General features: G+C 61.4%; 14 protein-coding genes. 9 read left to right on the top strand and 5 right to left on the bottom strand.

The genetic code is table 11. From position 1 onward, the window contains the following. Nucleotides 1-26 precede the first annotated feature (26 nt). From ACA049_RS20065 to ycaC, 6 genes are all read left to right on the top strand, one after another. Nucleotides 27-947: a LysR family transcriptional regulator gene (locus tag ACA049_RS20065; protein WP_497329221.1), complete on the top strand. Its 921-nt coding sequence runs from the start codon at nt 27-29 to the stop codon at nt 945-947. A gap of 1195 nt (nt 948-2142) precedes the next feature. Next, nucleotides 2143-2502 (top strand): DUF6124 family protein, encoded by a 360-nt coding sequence (locus ACA049_RS20060; protein ID WP_497329219.1) that lies wholly within the window; start codon nt 2143-2145, stop codon nt 2500-2502. Between the two features lie 304 nt (nt 2503-2806). Beyond that, nucleotides 2807-3223: a DoxX family protein gene (locus ACA049_RS20055; protein ID WP_497329217.1), complete on the top strand. Its 417-nt coding sequence runs from the start codon at nt 2807-2809 to the stop codon at nt 3221-3223. Continuing rightward, complete coding sequence (locus ACA049_RS20050; protein WP_497329215.1) at nt 3216-3809, top strand: antibiotic biosynthesis monooxygenase; 594 nt, start codon at nt 3216-3218, stop codon at nt 3807-3809. The genes ACA049_RS20055 and ACA049_RS20050 overlap by 8 nt, the downstream gene beginning before the upstream one ends. Continuing rightward, entirely contained in the window at nt 3806-5644 is a 1839-nt protein-coding gene (locus ACA049_RS20045; protein WP_497329213.1) for an amidohydrolase, read from the top strand. Before ACA049_RS20050 ends, ACA049_RS20045 begins: the two co-directional genes overlap by 4 nt. Before the next feature lie 68 nt (nt 5645-5712). Then, the gene (gene ycaC / locus ACA049_RS20040) at nt 5713-6339 is read left to right on the top strand and encodes an isochorismate family cysteine hydrolase YcaC (protein ID WP_497329211.1); all 627 of its coding nucleotides are present in this window, start codon (nt 5713-5715) and stop codon (nt 6337-6339) included. Between the two features lie 126 nt (nt 6340-6465). Here the strand turns inward: ycaC and ACA049_RS20035 are convergent, their stop codons facing one another. After that, nucleotides 6466-7893, bottom strand: coding sequence for a mechanosensitive ion channel domain-containing protein (locus ACA049_RS20035; RefSeq protein WP_497329209.1), 1428 nt, complete (start codon nt 7891-7893; stop codon nt 6466-6468). Between the two features lie 156 nt (nt 7894-8049). After that, complete coding sequence (locus tag ACA049_RS20030; RefSeq protein WP_497329207.1) at nt 8050-9069, bottom strand: alpha/beta hydrolase; 1020 nt, start codon at nt 9067-9069, stop codon at nt 8050-8052. A 244-nt stretch (nt 9070-9313) separates the two neighbouring features. Between ACA049_RS20030 and ACA049_RS20025 the strand changes: the two genes are divergently transcribed. After that, a complete protein-coding gene (locus ACA049_RS20025; protein WP_497329205.1) occupies nt 9314-10210 on the top strand; it encodes a LysR family transcriptional regulator in 897 nt (298 codons plus the stop codon). A 146-nt stretch (nt 10211-10356) separates the two neighbouring features. Here ACA049_RS20025 and ACA049_RS20020 read toward each other — a convergent pair whose 3' ends face one another. From ACA049_RS20020 to gspG, 3 genes are all read right to left on the bottom strand, one after another. Then, entirely contained in the window at nt 10357-10980 is a 624-nt protein-coding gene (locus tag ACA049_RS20020; protein ID WP_497329203.1) for a hypothetical protein, read from the bottom strand. A 150-nt stretch (nt 10981-11130) separates the two neighbouring features. Next, the gene (locus ACA049_RS20015) at nt 11131-12318 is read right to left on the bottom strand and encodes a type II secretion system F family protein (RefSeq protein ID WP_497329201.1); all 1188 of its coding nucleotides are present in this window, start codon (nt 12316-12318) and stop codon (nt 11131-11133) included. A gap of 14 nt (nt 12319-12332) precedes the next feature. Continuing rightward, nucleotides 12333-12767: a type II secretion system major pseudopilin GspG gene (gene gspG / locus ACA049_RS20010; protein WP_094471703.1), complete on the bottom strand. Its 435-nt coding sequence runs from the start codon at nt 12765-12767 to the stop codon at nt 12333-12335. A 195-nt stretch (nt 12768-12962) separates the two neighbouring features. On the opposite strand from gspG, the gene ACA049_RS20005 reads away from it, so the two are divergent. Together ACA049_RS20005 and mnxG are read left to right on the top strand one after the other, a co-directional pair. Next, nucleotides 12963-13571, top strand: a complete 609-nt coding sequence (locus ACA049_RS20005; RefSeq protein ID WP_010455720.1) for a lytic transglycosylase domain-containing protein — start codon at nt 12963-12965, stop codon at nt 13569-13571. A gap of 402 nt (nt 13572-13973) precedes the next feature. Continuing rightward, entirely contained in the window at nt 13974-19808 is a 5835-nt protein-coding gene (mnxG, locus tag ACA049_RS20000) for a manganese-oxidizing multicopper oxidase MnxG (RefSeq protein ID WP_497329199.1), read from the top strand. Nucleotides 19809-19904: the final 96 nt, after the last annotated feature.

Raw genomic sequence — 19904 nt, 5'->3', positions numbered from 1 at the left:
GCTGAACACACAAGGAAACCGTGCCTATGAACCGTAACGATCTGCGTCGCGTCGACATGAACCTGCTGGTGATTTTCGAAGCGTTGATGTTCGAGAAGAACCTGACCCGTGTGGCCGAAAAGCTGTTCATGGGGCAACCGGCGGTGAGCGCGGCGCTAGGACGATTACGGGATCTGTTCGACGATCCGTTGTTGCTGCGCAATGGCCGCGGCATGGAGCCGACGGCGCGGGCGCTGGCGATTCTCAAGGAGCTGCAACCGGCGATGGATGTGATTTCCGGTGCGGTCAGTCGCGCCAAGGAATTCGATCCGACGACCAGTTGCGATGTGTTCCGCATTGGTTTGTCGGACGATGCCGAGTTCGGTTTGTTTCCGCCGTTGTTGCGGCAATTGCAGGAGGAGGCGCCGGGGATTGTCGTGGTGGTGCGTCGTGCCAACTATCTGTTGATGCCGGCATTGCTGGCCTCGGGAGAAATTTCCGTGGGGGTGAGTTACACCACGGATTTGCCGGCGAATGCCAAGTGCAAGAAGTTGCGGGACATTCCCTGCAAGGTGCTGCGTGGGGACAAGCGACCGGGGACGCTGACGCTCGATGAATACTGCGAACGCCCGCATGCCATGGTGTCGTTCTCGGGTGACTTGAGCGGCAATATCGATCTGGATCTGGCCAAGGTTGGCCGCAGCCGTCGGGTGGTGTTGGGTGTGCCGCAGTTCAGCGGGTTGCGGGCGTTGCTGGCCGGGACTGAGATGATTGCGACTGTGCCGGATTATGCGGCGTGTGCGTTGGTTGAGGGGTGTGCGTTGCGGGCGGAGGATCCGCCGTTTCCCATTGATGCGGCGCAACTTTCGATGGCGTGGAGTGGGGTGCATGATAATGATCCGGCGGAGCGGTGGTTGCGGTCGCGGATCAGTGAGTTCATGTCTAGGCCTTTGCCGATTTCGGCTTGAACGTGGCGGCCTCCGGGCCGACCAGGTTCTTTCAGGTGTACATATCCATTGCTGCGGTAGCGGCGGCTGGCGGTTTCGCCCTTACGGCGACTCACTTTTTTTTCAAACGCCAAAAAAAAGTAAGCAAAAAAAGGCTCGCCCCAAACGTCCGGCCCCTCGCTTAGGCTCGGCGTTCCTTCGCTCCGGTATCCATCCGGGGACACTGCCCTACGGTTGGCTTCGCTGCACCTACATGCAGCGTGTTCGACTGCGTCGAACGGCGCTGCGCGCCACTCCCCGGATGAACACCTGCACTCAGCCTCCCGAAGGGGCGGGTGGATCAAGATCAAGAGCTGCAGGCGAGCTAACGCTCGGCCTGTTGAGTGGTGAAAAGCTTACGGTGTGCACCGTCCCCTGTAGGAGCTGTCGAGTGCAACGAGGCTGCGATCTTTTGATCCTGATCTTGACGGCCTGACAGCCAACCAGTCTCTTGCCGATGTGGGAGCTGGCCTGCCAGCGATAGAGCCCCGAAAGCCAACCAGTTTCTTGCTGGTACACATCCTTCCACTGTAGGAGTTGTCGAGTGCAACGAGGCTGCGATCTTTTGATCTTGATCTTGACGGCCCGCCAGCCGACCAATTTCTTGCAGATGGACACCAACCCTTGTGGGAGCTGGCTTGTCGGGTCGCCGCATCGCTGCGATGGCGGCCTGATAGCCGACCAGTCTCCTGCAGGGACACACCATTCCCCTGTGGGAGCGGGCTTGCTCGCGAATGCGGTGTGCCATTCAGCATTGAAGTTGGCTGGCACTCCGTATTCGCGAGCAAGCCCGCTCCCACAGCGGAAATGTGTTGATTCGAGGGCTGTGTTTAATGGTGTTTAAGGTTACGTCCTGAAAGCTACAGATCCTTGCGCCGTTGCCTACGACTGCGCCAGAATCCGCCGGCTTGTGTGCTTTGACCCTGGTCTTTATCGTTTCCGCATCGCTGTCAATCAGCGGTCGGGTTTAGCGACCTGAACAGGTATAAGCGCAACAACGCTCCGTCTTATTGCAGGCGTTCCCTGTCTGCAGTTTCGATATGGTGGCTGTGCGCGGGAGGCCTTCGGGTCTGCCGGGTCTTATACCTCTCGGTTCGCTAACCTGCGTACAGCCGCCACCCTTACTTGTTTAGCGACAGGTGCTGGTGGTTCCAACAGGTATAACTGGAGTCTCACCATGTTCAAAGCCACACCCAATCCCCCGGAACCCGACGACGTTTCCCCCTACGATCCTCTCGATCCCAAAAAGCTCAAGGAAGCCGCCGACCGCGCGCTGGATCACTATCTCAATCCGTCTGCCCTGAAAGCCCCCGTCATCCGGAAACCCAGCACAATGTTTATCATCGCCCCAGATATCGATAACGAAAGCCTGTTGGTCCACGCTTGCGAGTCTCTGGCGTCGGCGAGTGTGCTGGCCGGTGATTTTGCGGGGCATTTGGAGGGGCCGCAGCGGCATACGATGCTGGGCATTCAGCAGGTCAGCATGCTGGCCGAGCTGGCGGTGAATCGGGCGCTGGATGGTGTTGATCCGCGGTAACGGCGTCAGGTGAAAAGAACGGTCTCGATGAGGCCGTTTTTTGTGCCTGGCAGAAACCTGCCGAGCGATGAAGATTCCTGTGGGAGCGGGCTCGCGAAAGCGGAGTGTCAGCCAACATCAATGCTCAATGACACTCCGCTTTCGCGAGCAAGCCCGCTCCCACAGGGATCTTCAGTGGATTGGAGGTCGCAGCCCCCCGCAGAAAAGAGCACGTACATTCAATTTTTCCCGCCCCCACACCGGCACTATCGAATGACGTCCCGGCGCATCGTTGCCGGTGGTTTTTCATTTGTGCAGGTAGCCCATGAACGCTTCACGATGGGATGAACGGGCCCAAGACTGGGGGCTGCTTTTTCTGCGGGTCAGTGGCGGTGTGTTTCTGCTCTGGGTGCACGGTCTGCCGAAGCTGCTTAACTTCAGCGCTCAACTGCAGGTCATCGAAGACCCTTTTCACCTGGGCGCGAACGTCACGCTGATGCTGGCGATTTTTGCCGAGGTGGTGTGCCCATTGCTGATCATCGCCGGGGTGTTAGTGCGTTTGGCGTGCCTGCCGATTTTGGCGGTGCTGCTGATTGCGCTGCTGGTGGTGCATGCGCAATGGAGTCTCGAGGAAGGGCAGTTCGGCTGGCTGCTGTTGATTGTGTTCACCAGCCTTTTTATCGCCGGGCCGGGACGGCTGGCGTTCAATGTCCGATTTGCCGGAGCTTTGCGTTATGCCTGAATCCAATCGTTTCGAGGAAGTCGTGACCCTGGTGATCAAGCACCGGGTCAGGGCTGGTTTTGAAGTGCCCTACGAAGCCTGGTTGCGCAACATTGTCAGCATCGCCGGGCAGCAGGAAGGGCATTTGGGCGTGGACGTGATGCGCGGTAAAAACGCCGGCCTCGACATGTACACCTGCGTGCTGCGCTTTTGCTCCACTGACGCGATGCAGCACTGGCTTGATTCGCCGCAGCGGCTTGAACTGGTCAACGAAGCCACACCGATGCTCGCCGACGGCGACCAGACCGAGGTCAATCCGGTCAATGAATTCTGGTTCGCGCCGCAAGCCGACGCCGCTTCGCCACCGCCGCCGCGCTGGAAGCAGGCCGTGGTGACGTTGCTGGTGATTCTGCCGCACACCTTGCTGGTGCCGCTGCTCTGGGGGCCGCTGCTGCAACTCAACGCCATCCTGTCCAATTACGTGGTCGCGACGTTTCTGATCACGCTGACCATCGTCGTCTCGGTGGTGTACCTGTTCATGCCGATGGCGACGCGTCTGTTCGCGCCCTGGCTGTCTCATTCCCCTCAGTCCAAGGAAACGCGATGAACGCCGATCTGATTTTATTCAATGGCCAATTTCATACCGTTGACCGTGAAAACCCGCGCGCCAGTGCAGTCGCGATCAGCGAAGGTCGCTTCGTTGCGGTCGGCACCGATGCCGAGGCCATGGCCCTGCGCGGGTCGGGCACGCAGGTCATCGACCTCAAGGGCCGTTGCGTCATTCCCGGCCTCAACGACTCGCACTTGCACCTGATTCGTGGCGGTCTGAATTACAACCTCGAACTGCGTTGGGAAGGCGTGCCGTCGGTGGTTGATGCCTTGCGCATGCTCAAGGACCAGGCCGATCGCACGCCGACGCCGCAATGGGTGCGCGTGGTCGGTGGCTGGAACGAATTCCAGTTCGCCGAAAAGCGCATGCCGACCCTCGAAGAGCTCAACCAGGCCGCGCCGGACACCCCGGTGTTTGTCTTGCATTTGTATGACCGCGCCTTGCTTAACCGCGCTGCATTGCGCGTGGCCGGTTACACCCGCAATACGCCGAACCCGCCGGGTGGCGAGATTGTGCGCGATAGCAACGGTGAGCCGACCGGCATGCTGGTGGCGCGTCCCAACGCGATGATTCTGTACTCGACGCTGGCCAAGGGCCCGAAGTTGCCGCTGGAGTATCAGGTCAACTCGACCCGCCAGTTCATGCGCGAGCTCAACCGTCTCGGCCTGACCAGCGCCATCGATGCTGGCGGCGGTTTCCAGAATTATCCGGACGATTACCAGGTGATCGAGCAGTTGGCCAAGGACCAACAACTGACCATTCGCATCGCCTACAACCTGTTCACGCAGAAGCCAAAAGAAGAGCTGACTGACTTCAAGAACTGGACGTCGAGCGTGACCCTGCATCAGGGCGACGATTACCTGCGACACAACGGCGCCGGGGAAATGCTGGTGTTCTCGGCGGCGGATTTCGAGGACTTCCTCGAGCCGCGTCCGGACTTGCCGCAAACCATGGAAGACGAGTTGGAACCGGTGGTGCGCCACCTCGTCGAGCAGCGCTGGCCGTTCCGTTTGCACGCGACGTACAACGAATCCATCAGCCGCATGCTCGACGTGTTCGAGAAGGTCAACCGCGACATTCCGTTCAACGGTTTGCCGTGGTTTTTCGACCACGCTGAAACCATCACACCGCAGAACATCGAGCGGGTGAGGGCGCTGGGTGGCGGGATTGCGATTCAGGATCGCATGGCGTTTCAGGGCGAATATTTTGTCGAGCGTTACGGCGCCAAAGCGGCTGAAGCCACGCCGCCGATCAAGCGCATGCTGGCCGAAGGCGTACCGGTCGGCGCCGGCACCGATGCCACGCGGGTGTCCAGCTACAATCCATGGACTTCGTTGTACTGGATGGTCAGCGGCCGCACCGTCGGTGGCCTGGAGCTGCACGCCGAGGGGCTTTCGCGGCAGACCGCGCTGGAACTGTTCACCCACGGCAGCGCCTGGTTCTCTTCCGAGCAGGGCAAGAAAGGCATGATCAAGGTCGGCCAGTTGGCTGACTTGGCAGCCTTGAGCGCGGACTTTTTCAGCGTCGATGAAGAAGCGATCAAGTGGATTGAGTCAGTGTTGACCGTGGTCGGTGGCAAGGTGGTGTACGCCGCCGCAGATTACGAAAAGCTGGGACCTGCCAGCGTGCCGGTGCTGCCGGACTGGTCGCCGGTGGTCAAGGTGCCGGGTCATTGGCGTCCGACATCGCCGATGCAGGCGCAGGTTCACCATTGCAGCGGGCCGTGCGGCGTGCATTCCCACAGCCATGAGAAGGCCCGTTTATCGAACGCGCCGGTCAGCGATTTTGCCGGTTTCTGGGGCGCGTTCGGCTGCTCGTGCTTCGCGTTCTGACGATCTCAATCAGCGCCGATGCAGTGCGTCGGCGCCATGCGTAATACCCATCCATCGAGGAGTTTCACATGAGCAACGTTTCGTACAAACGCCTGAACAAAGACGATGCTGTTGTCCTGTTGGTCGACCACCAGACTGGCCTGATCTCGCTGGTCCAGGATTTCTCGCCGAACGAATTCAAGAACAACGTGCTGGCCCTCGCGGACCTGGCCAAGTTCTTCAAGCTGCCGACCATCCTCACCACCAGTTTCGAAAACGGCCCGAACGGCCCGATCGTGCCTGAGCTCAAGGAACTGTTCCCGGACGCGCCGTACATCCCGCGTCCAGGCCAGATCAATGCCTGGGACAACGAAGATTTCGTCAAAGCCGTTAAAGCCACAGGCCGCAAGCAACTGATCATCGCCGGTGTGGTAACCGACGTGTGCGTGACGTTCCCTACGTTGTCGGCACTGGCGGAAGGCTTTGAAGTGTTTGTGGTGACCGACGCCTCGGGCACCTTCAACGAAACCGTGCAGCAAGCCGCGTGGGCACGCATGACCGCAGCCGGCGCACAACTGGTGAACTGGTTCTCGGTGGCGTGCGAGCTGCAGGGCGACTGGCGCAACGACATGGAAGGCCTGGCGAACCTGCTGTCGCCGCGCATTCCGAACTACCGCAATTTGATGAACAGCTACGCCGTACTCACCTCCAAATAAAACGCGATGACAACCCCTGTAGGAGCTGTCGAGTGAAACGAGGCTGCGATCTTTTGATCTTGTTTTTTAAAAATCAAAGTCAAAAGATCGCAGCCTCGTTTCACTCGACAGCTCCTACAGGGGGCGTCAGCGATTTTGTAGCCAGCTCAGGAAGCCGCTTTTCTTGATTTGCACCGGTTTGGCCATCAACGCCAACCGGCTGTTCTGCTGCCGCACCGCCTGCAGCTTGTTCAACGCCCGACCCACTTCAACCCGTTGTTCCATGCAACCACGGGTCAGGGATTTGTCGATCCGGTAAATGATGCACGAGGTCAAGGTGGTGAAGGTGGCCTGGGACGGCGTGTCGGTGAGGATGCTTTGTTCACCCATCACCTCACTCGGCCCCATGCGACCCGCTTCGGTTTGCCCGCTGCCATCGGGCACGGTAGCGCTGACCACGCCCGTGGCGATCACCATCAGGCTGTCCGGCACTTCGCCCAATTCCAATACCACCTGGCCAGCCGCGTATTGCTGCGCGACCATGGACTGAGCCAATTGATCGCGCTCGTCCTCGCTCAGGGAACGGAAGACCTTCACCTCATCCAGCAACGCCCGCGCACGGGTTGTCGGTTCAATCACGCCATCGATCTGCCGGGAAATCCCTGCCGCTTCGAGGTGCCGATGGGCCAGGTCGAACAGCTGATTACGCACTTCGCTCTTCTTGCCGAGTTCGGCGATAAAGCCGCTGGCCACGTACTCGGACATGGTTTCTCCGGCCTCTTTCAATACCGCTTTCGGCGCCGGGGTCAGCAGTAAACTGCTGCTGCCTTGAAGCGTGCGCTCCAGGGCATCCAGCACCCGACGCGGGCGAATGTGGTTAGGCACCTGGATGCTGATCGACACGCCGTGCATGTTGTTCGGCCGGCTCAGATTGACGATTTTCGCCTTGGCCGCCACCGAGTTCGGCACCACGGCCGTGCTACCGGCGCTGGTCAACATATGCGTGGCGCGCCAATCGATGTCGAGCACTTTGCCCTCAACGCCATCGATCATGATCCAGTCGTCCACCTGATACGGTTTGGTGGTGTTCAGCACGATCCCGGAAAACACGTCGCTCAACGTGCTTTGCAACGCCAGGCCGACCACGATCGCCACCACGCCAGACGTCGCGAGCAAGCCTTTCACCGGCAACTCCAACACATAACCGGCCGCGGCGACGACGGCGATCAGAAACACCAGCGCGCCGATGACGTCCTGCAACAAGCGACCGCTGTGACCGATGCGGCGCATCAACACCAGGCCGATGACTTCGGTGAGTACTCGCGCGGCGTACAGCCACCAGAGAATCCCCAGCGCCGTGGCGCCCAGTTGCGCGACGCGATCTTCGGCCAACAGCGGCGCCTGCAACGGGCTCACACCGGCATTGATCACCAGTGCGCTGAACAGCACAAACAGCGCCAGCCGCACGCCAACCCGCGTGACGCGATGCGTGAACGGCGCGAGGTGCCAGAGCACGGCGTCGATCACCAGCAGCAGGGCACTCAGGGACAGCAGATGGGCGAGGACAAAGGACATGGGAGAACTCCGGCAGACTGGTTTTGGTTGGCGGTTGTTTTTTGTAGGAGCCAGGCTTGCCGGCGAAGGCGTCTTCAAGTACGCCTTCGCCGGCAAGCCTGGCTCCTACAAAAAAGCAGCTTCGCCACGCATTTCTGTGTGGCGAAGGGGAGGGACTCAGTTCAAATGCGTCTTGAGTTCCAATGCCGCCTGACGAACCGCAGCCTTGACTTCCGGAATCTGGCTCAGCGGGTTGAGCAGGCCGAAGTCGTGGATCATGCCGTTGTAACGCACCGCGGTGACCGGCACGCCGGCCGCGTCGAGGTGGCGGGCGTAGGCTTCGCCTTCGTCACGCAGCACGTCGAACTCGGTGGTTTGCACCAGGGCGGCGGGCAGGCCTTTGAGCTGTTCGGCGCTGGCTTGCAGTGGCGAGGCATGGATCTGCGCACGCTCGGATTGATCCGTGGTGTAGCTGTCCCAGAACCAGTTCATCATGCCCTTGGTCAGGAAGTGGCCTTCGGCAAATTGCTGGTACGAGCCGCTGTCGAACTGCGCATTGGTCACCGGCCACATCAACAACTGGAAGCGCAACGCCGGGGTTTTCTGTTCCTTGGCCATCAACGCCACGACCGCCGCCATGTTGCCGCCGACGCTGTTGCCGGCCACCGCCAAGCGTTTGCCATCGACGCCGATGTCCTTGCCATGCTCGGCCACCCAACGGGTCGCGGCGTAGGCCTGGTTGATCGCGGTCGGGTAGTGCGCTTCCGGCGACGGCGTGTAATCGACATACACCGCGACGGCGCCGGAGCCCACCACAAGGTCGTGGATCAGACGCTGGTGAGTCGGGTAATCGCCCAGCACCCAGCCGCCACCGTGGAAGAACATGAACACCGGCAATTCACCTTTGACCTTGGCCGGCCGGACGATTTTCAGGTTGATGGTTTGCCCGTCGACCTTGATCGCCCGGTCGCTGACGTCTACACCCGACAGATCAACCTTCACCGAATTTTGCGCACCGGTCAGCACCGCACGGGCATCTTTCGGGCTCAGTTGCTCAAGCGGCTTGCCACCGCCGGCGGCGAGGGCTTCGAGGAAGGCCTGGGTGTTGTGTTCGACACCCGGGCTGCCGGCGGCGAATGCGTTGCCGATGGAAAGGGCGAGGAGGGACGCGGTCAGGGTTTTCTGGAAAGTGTTCATGCTTAATTCCTTTTTAATTGTGTGTAAGGTCCTTGTAGGAGCTGTGTAGGAGCTGTCGAGTGAAACGAGGCTGCGATCTTTTGACCTTGATCTTTAAAAAAACAAGATCAAAAGATCGCAGCCTCGTTTCACTCGACAGCTCCTACACAGCTCCTACAGGTGTTGGGTTGGAACACAGATTAATAGGTCGCCCAAAAGGGAAAAAGCGGCTATAAAGTGTTTGACTGTCAACCAGGGCGTGACAATGAACCCGTTCGAAGATATGCGTATTTTTTGCCAGGTCATGGACTCTGGCAGCTTCACCTCGGCCGCCGATCAATTGGGCCTGTCCAAGCAGTTTGTCAGCCGTCGCCTGATGCAACTCGAAGAGCGCCTGGGCGTGCGGTTGCTCAATCGCTCCACACGACGGCTGGACGTCACGCCGCTGGGCCAGAGCTATTACGAGTCGGCGTTACGTCTGTTGGGCGAAGTCGAGCAGGTGGAGCAGGGCATCGCCGGCCAGACCACCGAGCCGCGCGGCACCATTCGCGTGAGCGCGCCGTTGTCGTTTGCGCTGGCGCACTTGGGGTGTCTGCTGCCATTGTTTTTGCAGCGCTATCGCGATGTCACGGTGGAAGTGGATCTGAGCGATCGGCCGGTGGACTTGCTCAGCGAGGGTTACGACCTGGCGTTGCGCATCGGCATCCTGGAAGACTCGACCCTGATCGCCCGCCGTATCGCCTCGATTCAGCGGGTGTACTGCGCCAGCCCGACTTACCTGGCCGAGCGCGGTACGCCGCTCAAACCCGAAGACTTGCACAGCCATGACTGCCTGCCTTACGGCCACGGGCGTCAGGTGCAATGGCGTTTTGAAGGGCAGGGCAAGCCGCTGACTGTCAACGTGACGGGCAGGATGCGGGTCAACAACGGTGAGTTGCTCAAGGATGCGGCGGTGGCCGGGATGGGCATTACGTACTTGCCGACGTTCATTGTCGGCTCGGCGCTGAAGGAGGGGCGGCTGGTGCCGGTGCTGGATGAGTTTCGCCCGCAGCCGCTGACGTTGTCGGCGGTGTATCCGCAGCATCGCCAGAGTTCGCGGCCGGTGCAGGCGTTGATCGAGTTTCTGCGCGAGCGGCTGGATCGGGTTGAGGGTGGGTTGTAGAGCGTCGGATCACACCATTCCTGTAGGAGCGACGCTTGCCCGCGAAGGCGTCATGACATTCAACACGAGTGTTAACTGATACGACGCCTTCGCGGGCAAGCCTCGCTCCTACAGGGGATTTGTGGCGTTTTGAAGGTCAGCGTCTATCAGGTCCTTTTGTCATCGCCTGGCTCGCCACCGACATGCACGCCGCGGTCGTCGCCGACCTCGCCAGCGCGATGAACACCGCGGTCATCACCGATTTCACCGGAACGATGCACGCCGTGGTCGTCGCCCACTTCACCCGAGCGATGAACCCCATGATCGTCACCCGGTTCGGCGTGAGTGCCGCTGCGCCCAGAGGAGGATGAGGCGGTGTTGCCGGAATGTCCCGAACCATGGTCGCTGCTGCTGTGACCGCTGCCGCTGTTGCCGCCATTGCCGTTCCCGCTGTGGCCGCCGCCATTGCCACCGCCACCGCTGCCGCTTCCACCGTGACCACCGCCATTGCCGCCGCCACCGCTTCCACCGCCACCACCAGAACCACCGCCGCCGTGACCGCCGCCACCGCCGCCAGATCCACCGCCGCCGTGACCGCCGCCACCGCCGCCAGATCCACCGCCGCCATGACCACCGCCACCGCCGCCAGAACCACCACCTCCACCGCCACCACTACCACCGTCCCTGGCCTGGGCACTCGACACCCCGGACAAACTGTCCGGGATCAATACGGTAGACGCCGACAGAACTGCGCCAATCGCTACTGCCAGTAAAAGCTTGTTGATGTGCATGTCGTTCTCCGTCTTCTTATTCAGGTTGGAACGTTGATGAACAATGCAACTTGCTGCTCGATTCAAAAGGTGAACACCACAGCGCGCTGATTAATTCAGTTGCAACGTGGATGAACGATGAACGGTACAACCCGACGCTGTTCCGTCGCGTCAGTGAATACTCGAGGCCAGCTCGAAGATCGGGATGTACATCAGGATCACGATGACCCCGATCAGCAGGCCGATGAAGGTCATGAGCAAGGGTTCGAACAGCCGCACGAACCATTCGATCCAGCGGCTGATTTCTTCGTCGTAGAAGTCGGCGCTGCGCTCCATCATCTGCCCGAGGTTGCCGGACTGTTCGCCGGCGCGCAGCAAACGCAGGGACACCGGGGTCACCAGGTGATTGAGTTCCAGCGCGGCCGACAGCGATTGACCCTCACGCACCCGTTCGCAGGCCTGGTCCAGGCGCACGCGGGAGGCAGGGGTGAGCAGGCCGCGAACCATGCCCATGGCGGTGACGAGGGGGATGCCGCCCTGCAGCAGGATGCCCAGGGAGCGATAGAAGCGCGCCAGTTCGTACATGAAGATGCGTTGATGGACCGCCGGGAGTTTTTCGATCACCCGGTCGACGCCCCGACGAAAGGCCGGTTGGCGCTGGAGGAAACCGAGGGCGACGATAATTGCCGCCAAACCACCGAAGAATTCACCCTGGTGGGCATGCAGGAACATACCGCAGCTCATCAGCACTTGTGACAGCCACGGCAGGTTCGACCCCAGCCCTTCGAACACCAGGCTGAAGCGCGGCACCACGTAACCCATCAAGAACAACACCACGCCACCGCCGACCACCAGCAACAGCAGCGGGTAGATCGACGCGCTGACGATTTTTTGCCGGACCTCGTCCATGCGCTGGCGATAGCTGACATAACGGCCCAGGGCATCGCCCACGGCGCCGGTCTTCTCGCTGGACTGCACCAGCGCCACGTAGAGCGGAGGGAACACCGCCGACAGCTGGGCCAATGCCTGGGAGAACGATTTGCCTTCATACAGCAGACGCACCAGTTCGCTCAGGGTTTTACGGGCCTGTGGCGCGTTCTCTTTTTCCGCCAGGCTTTCCAGCGCATCGATCAACGGCAGGCCGGCATTGAGCAAGGTGGTCAGTTCCTGGCTGAACAACACCAGGTTGAAGGTCTCGCGTTTTTGCAAACGCAACGCGCGCCAGTGCCGCTCGGCGTGCAGGCTGACGACCCGTAAACCCTGGTCTTCGACGATGCGCCGGGCTTCGCTGTCCCCTTGGGCCTCGACGGTCATCGAGACCACGCCGGCCTTGCCCACGGCCTTTAGATGAAAGCGCATGGTCGCCACCCCCGTCATTGCCAGCTGGTGACTTCGGCGTTCTCGCCTTCGCCGCCGGGTTGGCCGTCCTTGCCCATGGACAGCAGATCGTATTCGCCGTTTTCGCCGGGGTAGCGGTAGTTGTAGTTACGGCCCCACGGGTCTTGCGGCAGTTTTTTCTGCAAATAAGGGCCGGTCCATTTGGTTTCATCGCTCGGCGCGGTGACCAGTGCCTGCAATCCCTGTTCGGTCGACGGGTAATGGCCGACCTCCAGACGGTACAGGTCCAGTGCCTTGCCCAGGCCTTCGATTTGCGCCTTGGCCACCTTCACTTCGGAGCGGCCCAGTTGGGCGAAATACTTCGGCGCGACGATGCCGGCCAACAGCCCCAGCACCACCAGCACCACCAACAGTTCGAGCAGGGTGAACCCGCTTTGAGTACGCGGGGCGGAACGCAAACGCTGATTCATGATGACCTCACACAGTCGGCAGAAGGGTCGCCTTGAAGTCCTATGCAATTGCCATGCTCAGCCCCGTTCATCCTTGCGAAACCCCTGTAATCCGGGCCTTTGCGCTTTCGGCACAGTGCTTGCGTATGGCTTGTTTACTACCGGCCATTGGGGCATTACCCCCATTTTTCGGGGCCGGGCAGGGGAGGCAAAATAATGAAAACACTCACCACAGGACTGCTCGGCTGCTTGCTGCTGACGAGCGTCGTACAGGCCGATGTGTTCGTTTCCGTGGACGCCAAGGGCAGCTACGTGCTGTCCAATGTCCACCGTCCCGGCCGCACCTATGAACGGGTCATTCACGAACCCCAATCCTCGCTGGTCGGCCTCGATCAGCAGCCCCAGATGATTGCCAGACAGCCTTATGCAGAGCTGGTTTCGGCGGCCGCCACGGCCAATGAACTACCGGCGGCGTTGCTGCACGCCGTCATCCGCGAAGAGTCCCGCTACAACTCGGATGCGACGTCCCCCAAAGGCGCCGGTGGGCTGATGCAATTGATGCCCGATACCGCCCGGGAAATGGGGGTGAAAAACGTCTATGACCCCAAAGCCAACATCCAGGGCGGGGCCAAATACCTCAAGCGCCTGCTGACCCTCTTCGACAACGACATCACCCTCGCCGTGGCGGCCTACAACGCCGGGCCACAAGCGGTGCTGAGCCGTGGCGGAGTGGTCCCGCCGTTCGCTGAAACCCAGCGTTATGTGCCCAGCGTCTTGCGCCAATACCGCCGCTTGCAGGGCCTGGCCATGGACGCACCGCTGTGATGGGGGGGATCCCCCATATGTGGGGCAACCCGATTTGTACCACTGACCGAAGACCGCATTCGCCTCGTAGCAGCTGTCGAGCTTGCGAGGCTGCGTTCGGCGGCGAAGCCGTCGTGAGATCTGGCTACGCGGTGTTTCAGGAAACCTCGCATTCAGGTTTTACGACGGCTTCGCCGCCGAACGCAGCCTCGCAAGCTCGACAGCTGCTACGGGATTTGAGTGTTGGGGGAGGTTCTGATGCCCCCGGAAAAAGTGGGGAATAAGTGGGGAATAATCCCCCGGGTTGTTAAGTCGTTGCTTCAAGTAACTGAAAAATAACTGAATTTTTTATGGCATGCGGATTGCTCAAGGGGATTTGTCGAGAATTATTCCCTGTGAGCACCCACAGCGAGGCCCGTGATCATGACCGGCATACCGTACGCTTCGTCCTTGTTTAAATTTGCGCTGATGGTGGCGTCGATGTTTGGCATCGAGCTGGCTGAAGCAGCCCTGCGCTGCGAGCGCAATCTGGTGGCGAACGTCGTGGCACTGGATCAGCCGCTGATGTTCAACCGCCTCGGCGCGCAAAACGTCAATGGCATGATGTTCGCCCTGCGCCGCGACGTGGTCGACGACCATAATGTGTCCCTGGCCCAGGGCGGTGCGGCAGTGCCGGGCAAAGTCTCGCTGCGTCCCGACAAGCGTCCGCGCCCCTTGGTGTTGCGTGTGGCCGCCGGTGACTGCCTGACCATCAACCTGCAGAACCTGCTGGCGTATCAGGCCAACCCCGGCTCGCACGACGGCGGCGAGGAAGAAGAGGGCGAGATTGAGGGTGAAGTCGAAGTCGGTGCAGTGGACGACTTCAAAGTCGATGAGCAGGTCACTGACCGCCATGTCGGCTTCCAGGTCAACGGCATGCAAGCGGTCAACAGCATCGACGACATCGCCTCCTACACCGGGCGCAACGGCAATTCATTGGTGGCCCCGGGCGGCACTCGTTCCTACACCTTGTTTGCTGAGCGCGAAGGTGCATTCGCTGCCAGCAGCCGTGGCGCGACCTTCGGTGGTGAAGGCGATGCCGGCAACGTTGCTAATGGCCTGTTCGGCCAGGTGGTGGTGGTGCCCAAGGGTGGCCGCAGCTTCCGCAACACCGTGACCGAAGAAGAGATGCGCCTGGCCAGCAGCGGCCGCACCCCAGCCGGTCAACCGATCGTCGATTACCAGGCGCGCTACCCGCAACGCCAACCGTGGATTCGTGAAGGCAAGGCCGGCACGCCGATCATCAACATGGTCGACGGCAATGAAATCATCTCCAGCGAAAGCGACGCGATTGTGATGGGCAGCAACGCCGACGGCAGCTTCCCGCCTTCAACCTATCCGCTGGAAGCCGTGGGCAAACGCAACCCGGCGATTCCGAATCGGCTGGAGCCGTTCCGCGATTTCGCCTCGCAGTTCCAGGACGAAACCGCCGCGACCCAGGCATTCCCCGCTTATTGGGCAGACCCGGTGATGGCCCACGTGCTGGAGCCGACCCGCGACTCGTTCATGATCAACTATGGCTCCGGCGGCATGGGCGCCGAGGTGGTGGCCAACCGCTTGGGTGTCGGGCCGATGCACGATTGCCTGTCCTGCGCCTATGAAGAATTCTTCCTCAGTTCGCACACCGTCGGCGACGTGGCGATGCTGGTGGACGTACCGGCCAACGCCGGCCTGGAAGGCATTCTTCCAGGGCAGGTTCCGCGCGCCGATCAGATCGGCGTCAAGGCGACCATGGCGCTGTATCCGTCGGAGCCGTCCAACGTCAACCACAGTTACATCGGCGATTTCGTCAAATTCCGCAACACCCACAACGGCCACGAGCAACACATCTTCCACCTGCACGGCCACCAATGGCTGTTCAACCCCAACGACGACAACTCCGACTATGTGGATGCCCAAGGCATCGGCCCGGGCGCCGGCTACACCTATGAAATCGCCAACGGCGGTTCGGGCAACCGCAACCGCGTCGCGGGCGATGCGATCTACCACTGCCACTTCTACCCGCACTTTGCCCAGGGCATGTGGAGCATGTGGCGGGTGCACGACGTGTTTGAAGAAGGCACGAAGCTCGAAGTCTCCCAACAAGGCACAGACGGTTTCCACAGCGAACCTTACGCCTTGCGCAGCGGCAAACCGGCCTCGGGCGCCCGGGCCTTGCCCGATGGCGAGATCATTGCCGGTACCCCGATTCCTGCGGTTGTGCCGCTGCCGGGCAAAGCCATGGCGCCGATGCCAGGCAAGGTCGCGGTGGTGCCGAAAATCGGCGAAACCCTGGTTGCCGGTGGTGGTGACGACGATGACGAAGAAGATGACGACGGCGAACATCACGGCGGCAGCGGCGGGCCTCAGGCCATCGGCTCCCTGGCCCTGGTGGATCGCAGCGAAGCCAACCGCAATGCCGACGGCAGCCTGAAAAACCCTGGCTATCCATTCTGGATCGGCGGCATGGAAACCTCGGTCGGCCAACGTCCACCGACTCCACCGCTGGACATGCTCGACGCGGCCAAGGCCCAGTCCTTGAAAACCAGCGGCAACGCCTTGTGGGCCAACCTCGACCCGGCTTCGTCCGGTGGCTGGGACGGTGGCCTGGGGCGGCATTCCCTGGACGGTTTCTCCGCCGGTGGCGTGGCGAACACCATTACCACGTCCCTGGATTTCTCCAAGGAAGTGACCCGCGCCAAACCGATCTACATGCCGGAAGAGGGCACCGAAGTCGAACAGGCGGCCATGGCGTTCCACGCCAAAAAGGACCATCCAAGCTTTGCCTTGCTGCCCGGTAATCAAATCGTGGCGAAGGCCTTCCGCACCAACGGCGCCTTGCCGATTGCCGGCGCGCCGTACTACGAACCGTGCATGGACGACCGGCAAAAACGCCTGACCAGCAGCGCCGGCACCGGCGAGTTTGCCAGCGGCGAACGCATCGATGGCATGTCCTACACCGGTTCCTCGGCCTTCACCGCCGACCGTCCACGGATCTACAAAGCGGCGAACATCCAGTTCGATGCGGTGTACAACAAGGTCGGCTACCACTTCCCGCAAGCGCGCATCCTGGCGCTGTGGGAAGACGCCTGGCCGGTCATCACCAAGCAGCGTCCGCCAGAGCCGCTGGTAATGCGCATGAACACCTTCGACTGCGTGCAATACCAGCAAACCAACCTGGTGCCGGCCACTTATGAGATGGATGACTATCAAGTGCGCACGCCGACCGACGTGATCGGCCAGCACATTCACTTGCCGAAATGGGACCTGACGGCGGCCGACGGTTCGGCCAACGGCTGGAACTATGAAGACGGCGTGCTTTCCCCGGGTGCCGTGCAAGAACGCATCCACGCCATTCGCGAGTTCAACCAGTGCACCGGCACCGATCCACGTGACGGAACGCCGGCTTGTCCGAAAGCCAAAACTCACCCGTACTTCGGTCAATTTGGCCGGGCGGATTGGGTCGGGGCGCGCACGGCAATGCAACGCTGGTTTGTCGATCCGGTGGTGAACGCCAAAGGTGTCGACCGTGGCCTGGGGACCATTTTCACCCACGACCACCTCGGCCCATCGACTCACCAACAGATTGGCCTGTACGCCACCGTGCTGGCTGAGCCGGCCGGTTCCACCTGGTTCCACGCTGAAACCGGCGAGCCGTTGTACAGCGGCGCGCGTCAGGACGGCGGGCCGACTTCGTGGCAAGCGGTGGTGTCCACCGGGGACATCGACGGCGACGGCAAGAACGACAGCTTCCGTGAGTTCTTCCTCGAATACAGCGACTTCCAGCACGCCTATGAAGCCGGTGTGTATGTGGGCGCTGGCCCGAACGGCGTGCCTAATCCGCAAGCCTTCCCGGCCACTGCGGACAGCTTCCGCTACGCGATCAACCCGCCAGTGCGCAACAACGCCAGCACCTTGCTCGACGGCATTATCGAAGTGCAGGGCGGCATGGTGCCGGGTTGCCCGACCCGGCCATGCCCACAGGCGATCTCGGTCGATGACCCCGGCATGTTCGTGGTCAATTACCGCAACGAACCGCTGGCCCTGCGGGTGTACGACCCGAACAAGGTCGGCCCGGACGGCAAGCGCGGCATGCAGGCCGACGGCCTCGGCGGCGACCTGGCGTACGCCATGCAAAGCCGCACCGACCGCGCCATCCCGGCGATGAACCTGGCGCCTAACCTGGTCACCTCGGCCACCGGCCCAACCGGCGGCACCACGCTGTTCCCACCGCACGTCAACCGTGGCGGCGCGGAACCGGGTGACCCGTTCACCCCGATGTTGCGCACCTACACCGGTGACAACGTGCGGCTGCGGGTGCATGCCGGCGGTCACGAGGAAGAGCACAACGTGACCTTGCACGGGGTGAAATGGCTGCAAAGCGGCTCCGGCTTCGGCAACAGCTCCAACTCCGGCTGGCGCTCGTCGCAGATGGTCGGTATCTCCGAGCAGATGGGCTTCAACGCGCCGGTCTCGATGCTTTCCAGCTCGGCGGCGACCACCGGGGATTACCTGTACTCGATGGACGCTTCGATTGAAGGTTATTGGAACGGTATCTGGGGCGTGATGCGTAACTACACGGCCCAGCGCAGCGATCTGTTCGCCGTGCCGAATAACCCCAAACCAGCGGGCATGCGCAACACCGTGGCATTTGATGGCTCCTGCCCACGGATCAGTGCCAACCCCAACGGCATCGGCACCCGGCCGACCGTGCAACGCAACTATGAAGTGGTGGCGGCGCTGGCCAACGACATCCTGCGCAATCCGTTGAACCTGACCATCGGCGATCCGGCCGGCATCGGGCAACACGTCGGTGGGCCGTTGAATCCGGCGGGTGGCACCCTGGTGTTCAACTCGCGGCCGGTGAATATCCCGCAGGTCACCGTGGTCGATCCTGAGGATGGCGAAACCATCACCGTTGGCGGTCAAAGCGGCCCGTTGCATGATCCGACTGCGATCCTGTACGTGCGCAAATCCGACCTCGATCCGGTCACCGGCAAGCTCAAAGCCGGCGTGCCTGTCGAACCGCTGGTATTGCGCGCAACGGCGGGTGATTGCATCAACGTCACCCTGGAGAACCGCTTGCCTGTGAACATGCCGGACCTGACCCAGACCGCCGTGATGCAAGGGCTGGTCAAGCGTGACCGCAACAGTGGCCAGGGCTCGACCATCTTCTCCAACAACTTGCTGCGGCCATCGAGCCACGTGGGTCTGCACGCGCAACTGCTGTCGTATGACATCACCAAATCCGACGGCACTAACGTTGGCGCCAACCCGATCCAGACCGTGCCACCGCGCATCGGCAACAGCGGCGCGTACCCGACCCGTACTTATCAGTACTACGCCGGGCACCTGGAACGTGAAGGCAAACCGGTGACGCAACTGGGCCGAAGTGTCGACAACATCAACGCCACGGCGGTGGAGTTCGGCGGACTGAATATCACCCCGGCGGACCTCATCAAACAACCGCAGAAAGGCTTGGGTGGGGCGATGACCATCCTGCCGGTCGGCGCAACCTGGGTTGAGGATGCGCGCAAAACCAACGCAACGGTCACGGCGCCAGGGCAGACCACTTACCGCGACTTTGCGATGGTCTGGCAAAAAGCGTTGAACATCCGTTGGGCCAACGGTCGGCCGGTGGAAGGCATTGCCGCCGAAGGATTCGGGGTACCGACCGATCCGCAGGACAACTCGAGCATGGCCATCAACTACAAGGCCGAGCCGATCTGGTTCCGCTTCGGGTTGGCGCCGGATGCGCCGTTCGGGCATGCCAACGGTGCCGGTTACGGGGACGTGCCGAACGCGCACATGGCCTACAGCAATGCGCTGATCGGGGGCGATCCGCAGACACCGGTGCTGTATGTGAAACCGGGGCAACCGTTCCGCACCCACATCATGATGCCGACCGGTGGCAGTCGCGGCACGACCTTCCAACTGGACGGTCACGTCTGGTCGGTCAACCCGTTCCAGTCGGAGAAGAGCGATGTCGGTGGTTATCCGCTGGCCACGCCTGGGGTGGGGTCGGTGCGGTTCGGCTACAACCCGATGTCGATGTACATCGGCGCGCGGGAAAGCATCCTGCCGGCGGCGCACTTCAGCTTCATGCACCCGAGCGCCGGGGGCAGCAACGCGATACCGGGCGATTACCTGTACCGCGACTACGGCGCCTACGGCAACACCGCCGGGCTTTGGGGATTGCTGCGGGTGACCAACGAACCTGAGCCGGCACCGGCACCATAACGCCAGGGATGGGGGGGCTGACACCCCCCAATCCCTGTAGGAGCGAGGCTTGCCCGCGAAGGGTTCACCTCGGTGTAGGTGGTGTCACAGATGACG

The sequence above is a fragment of the Pseudomonas sp. LBUM1662 genome (assembly GCF_059695915.1).
The sequence above is the reverse complement of the archived record's forward strand: the minus strand, read 5'-3'. Positions and strand labels throughout refer to the sequence as shown.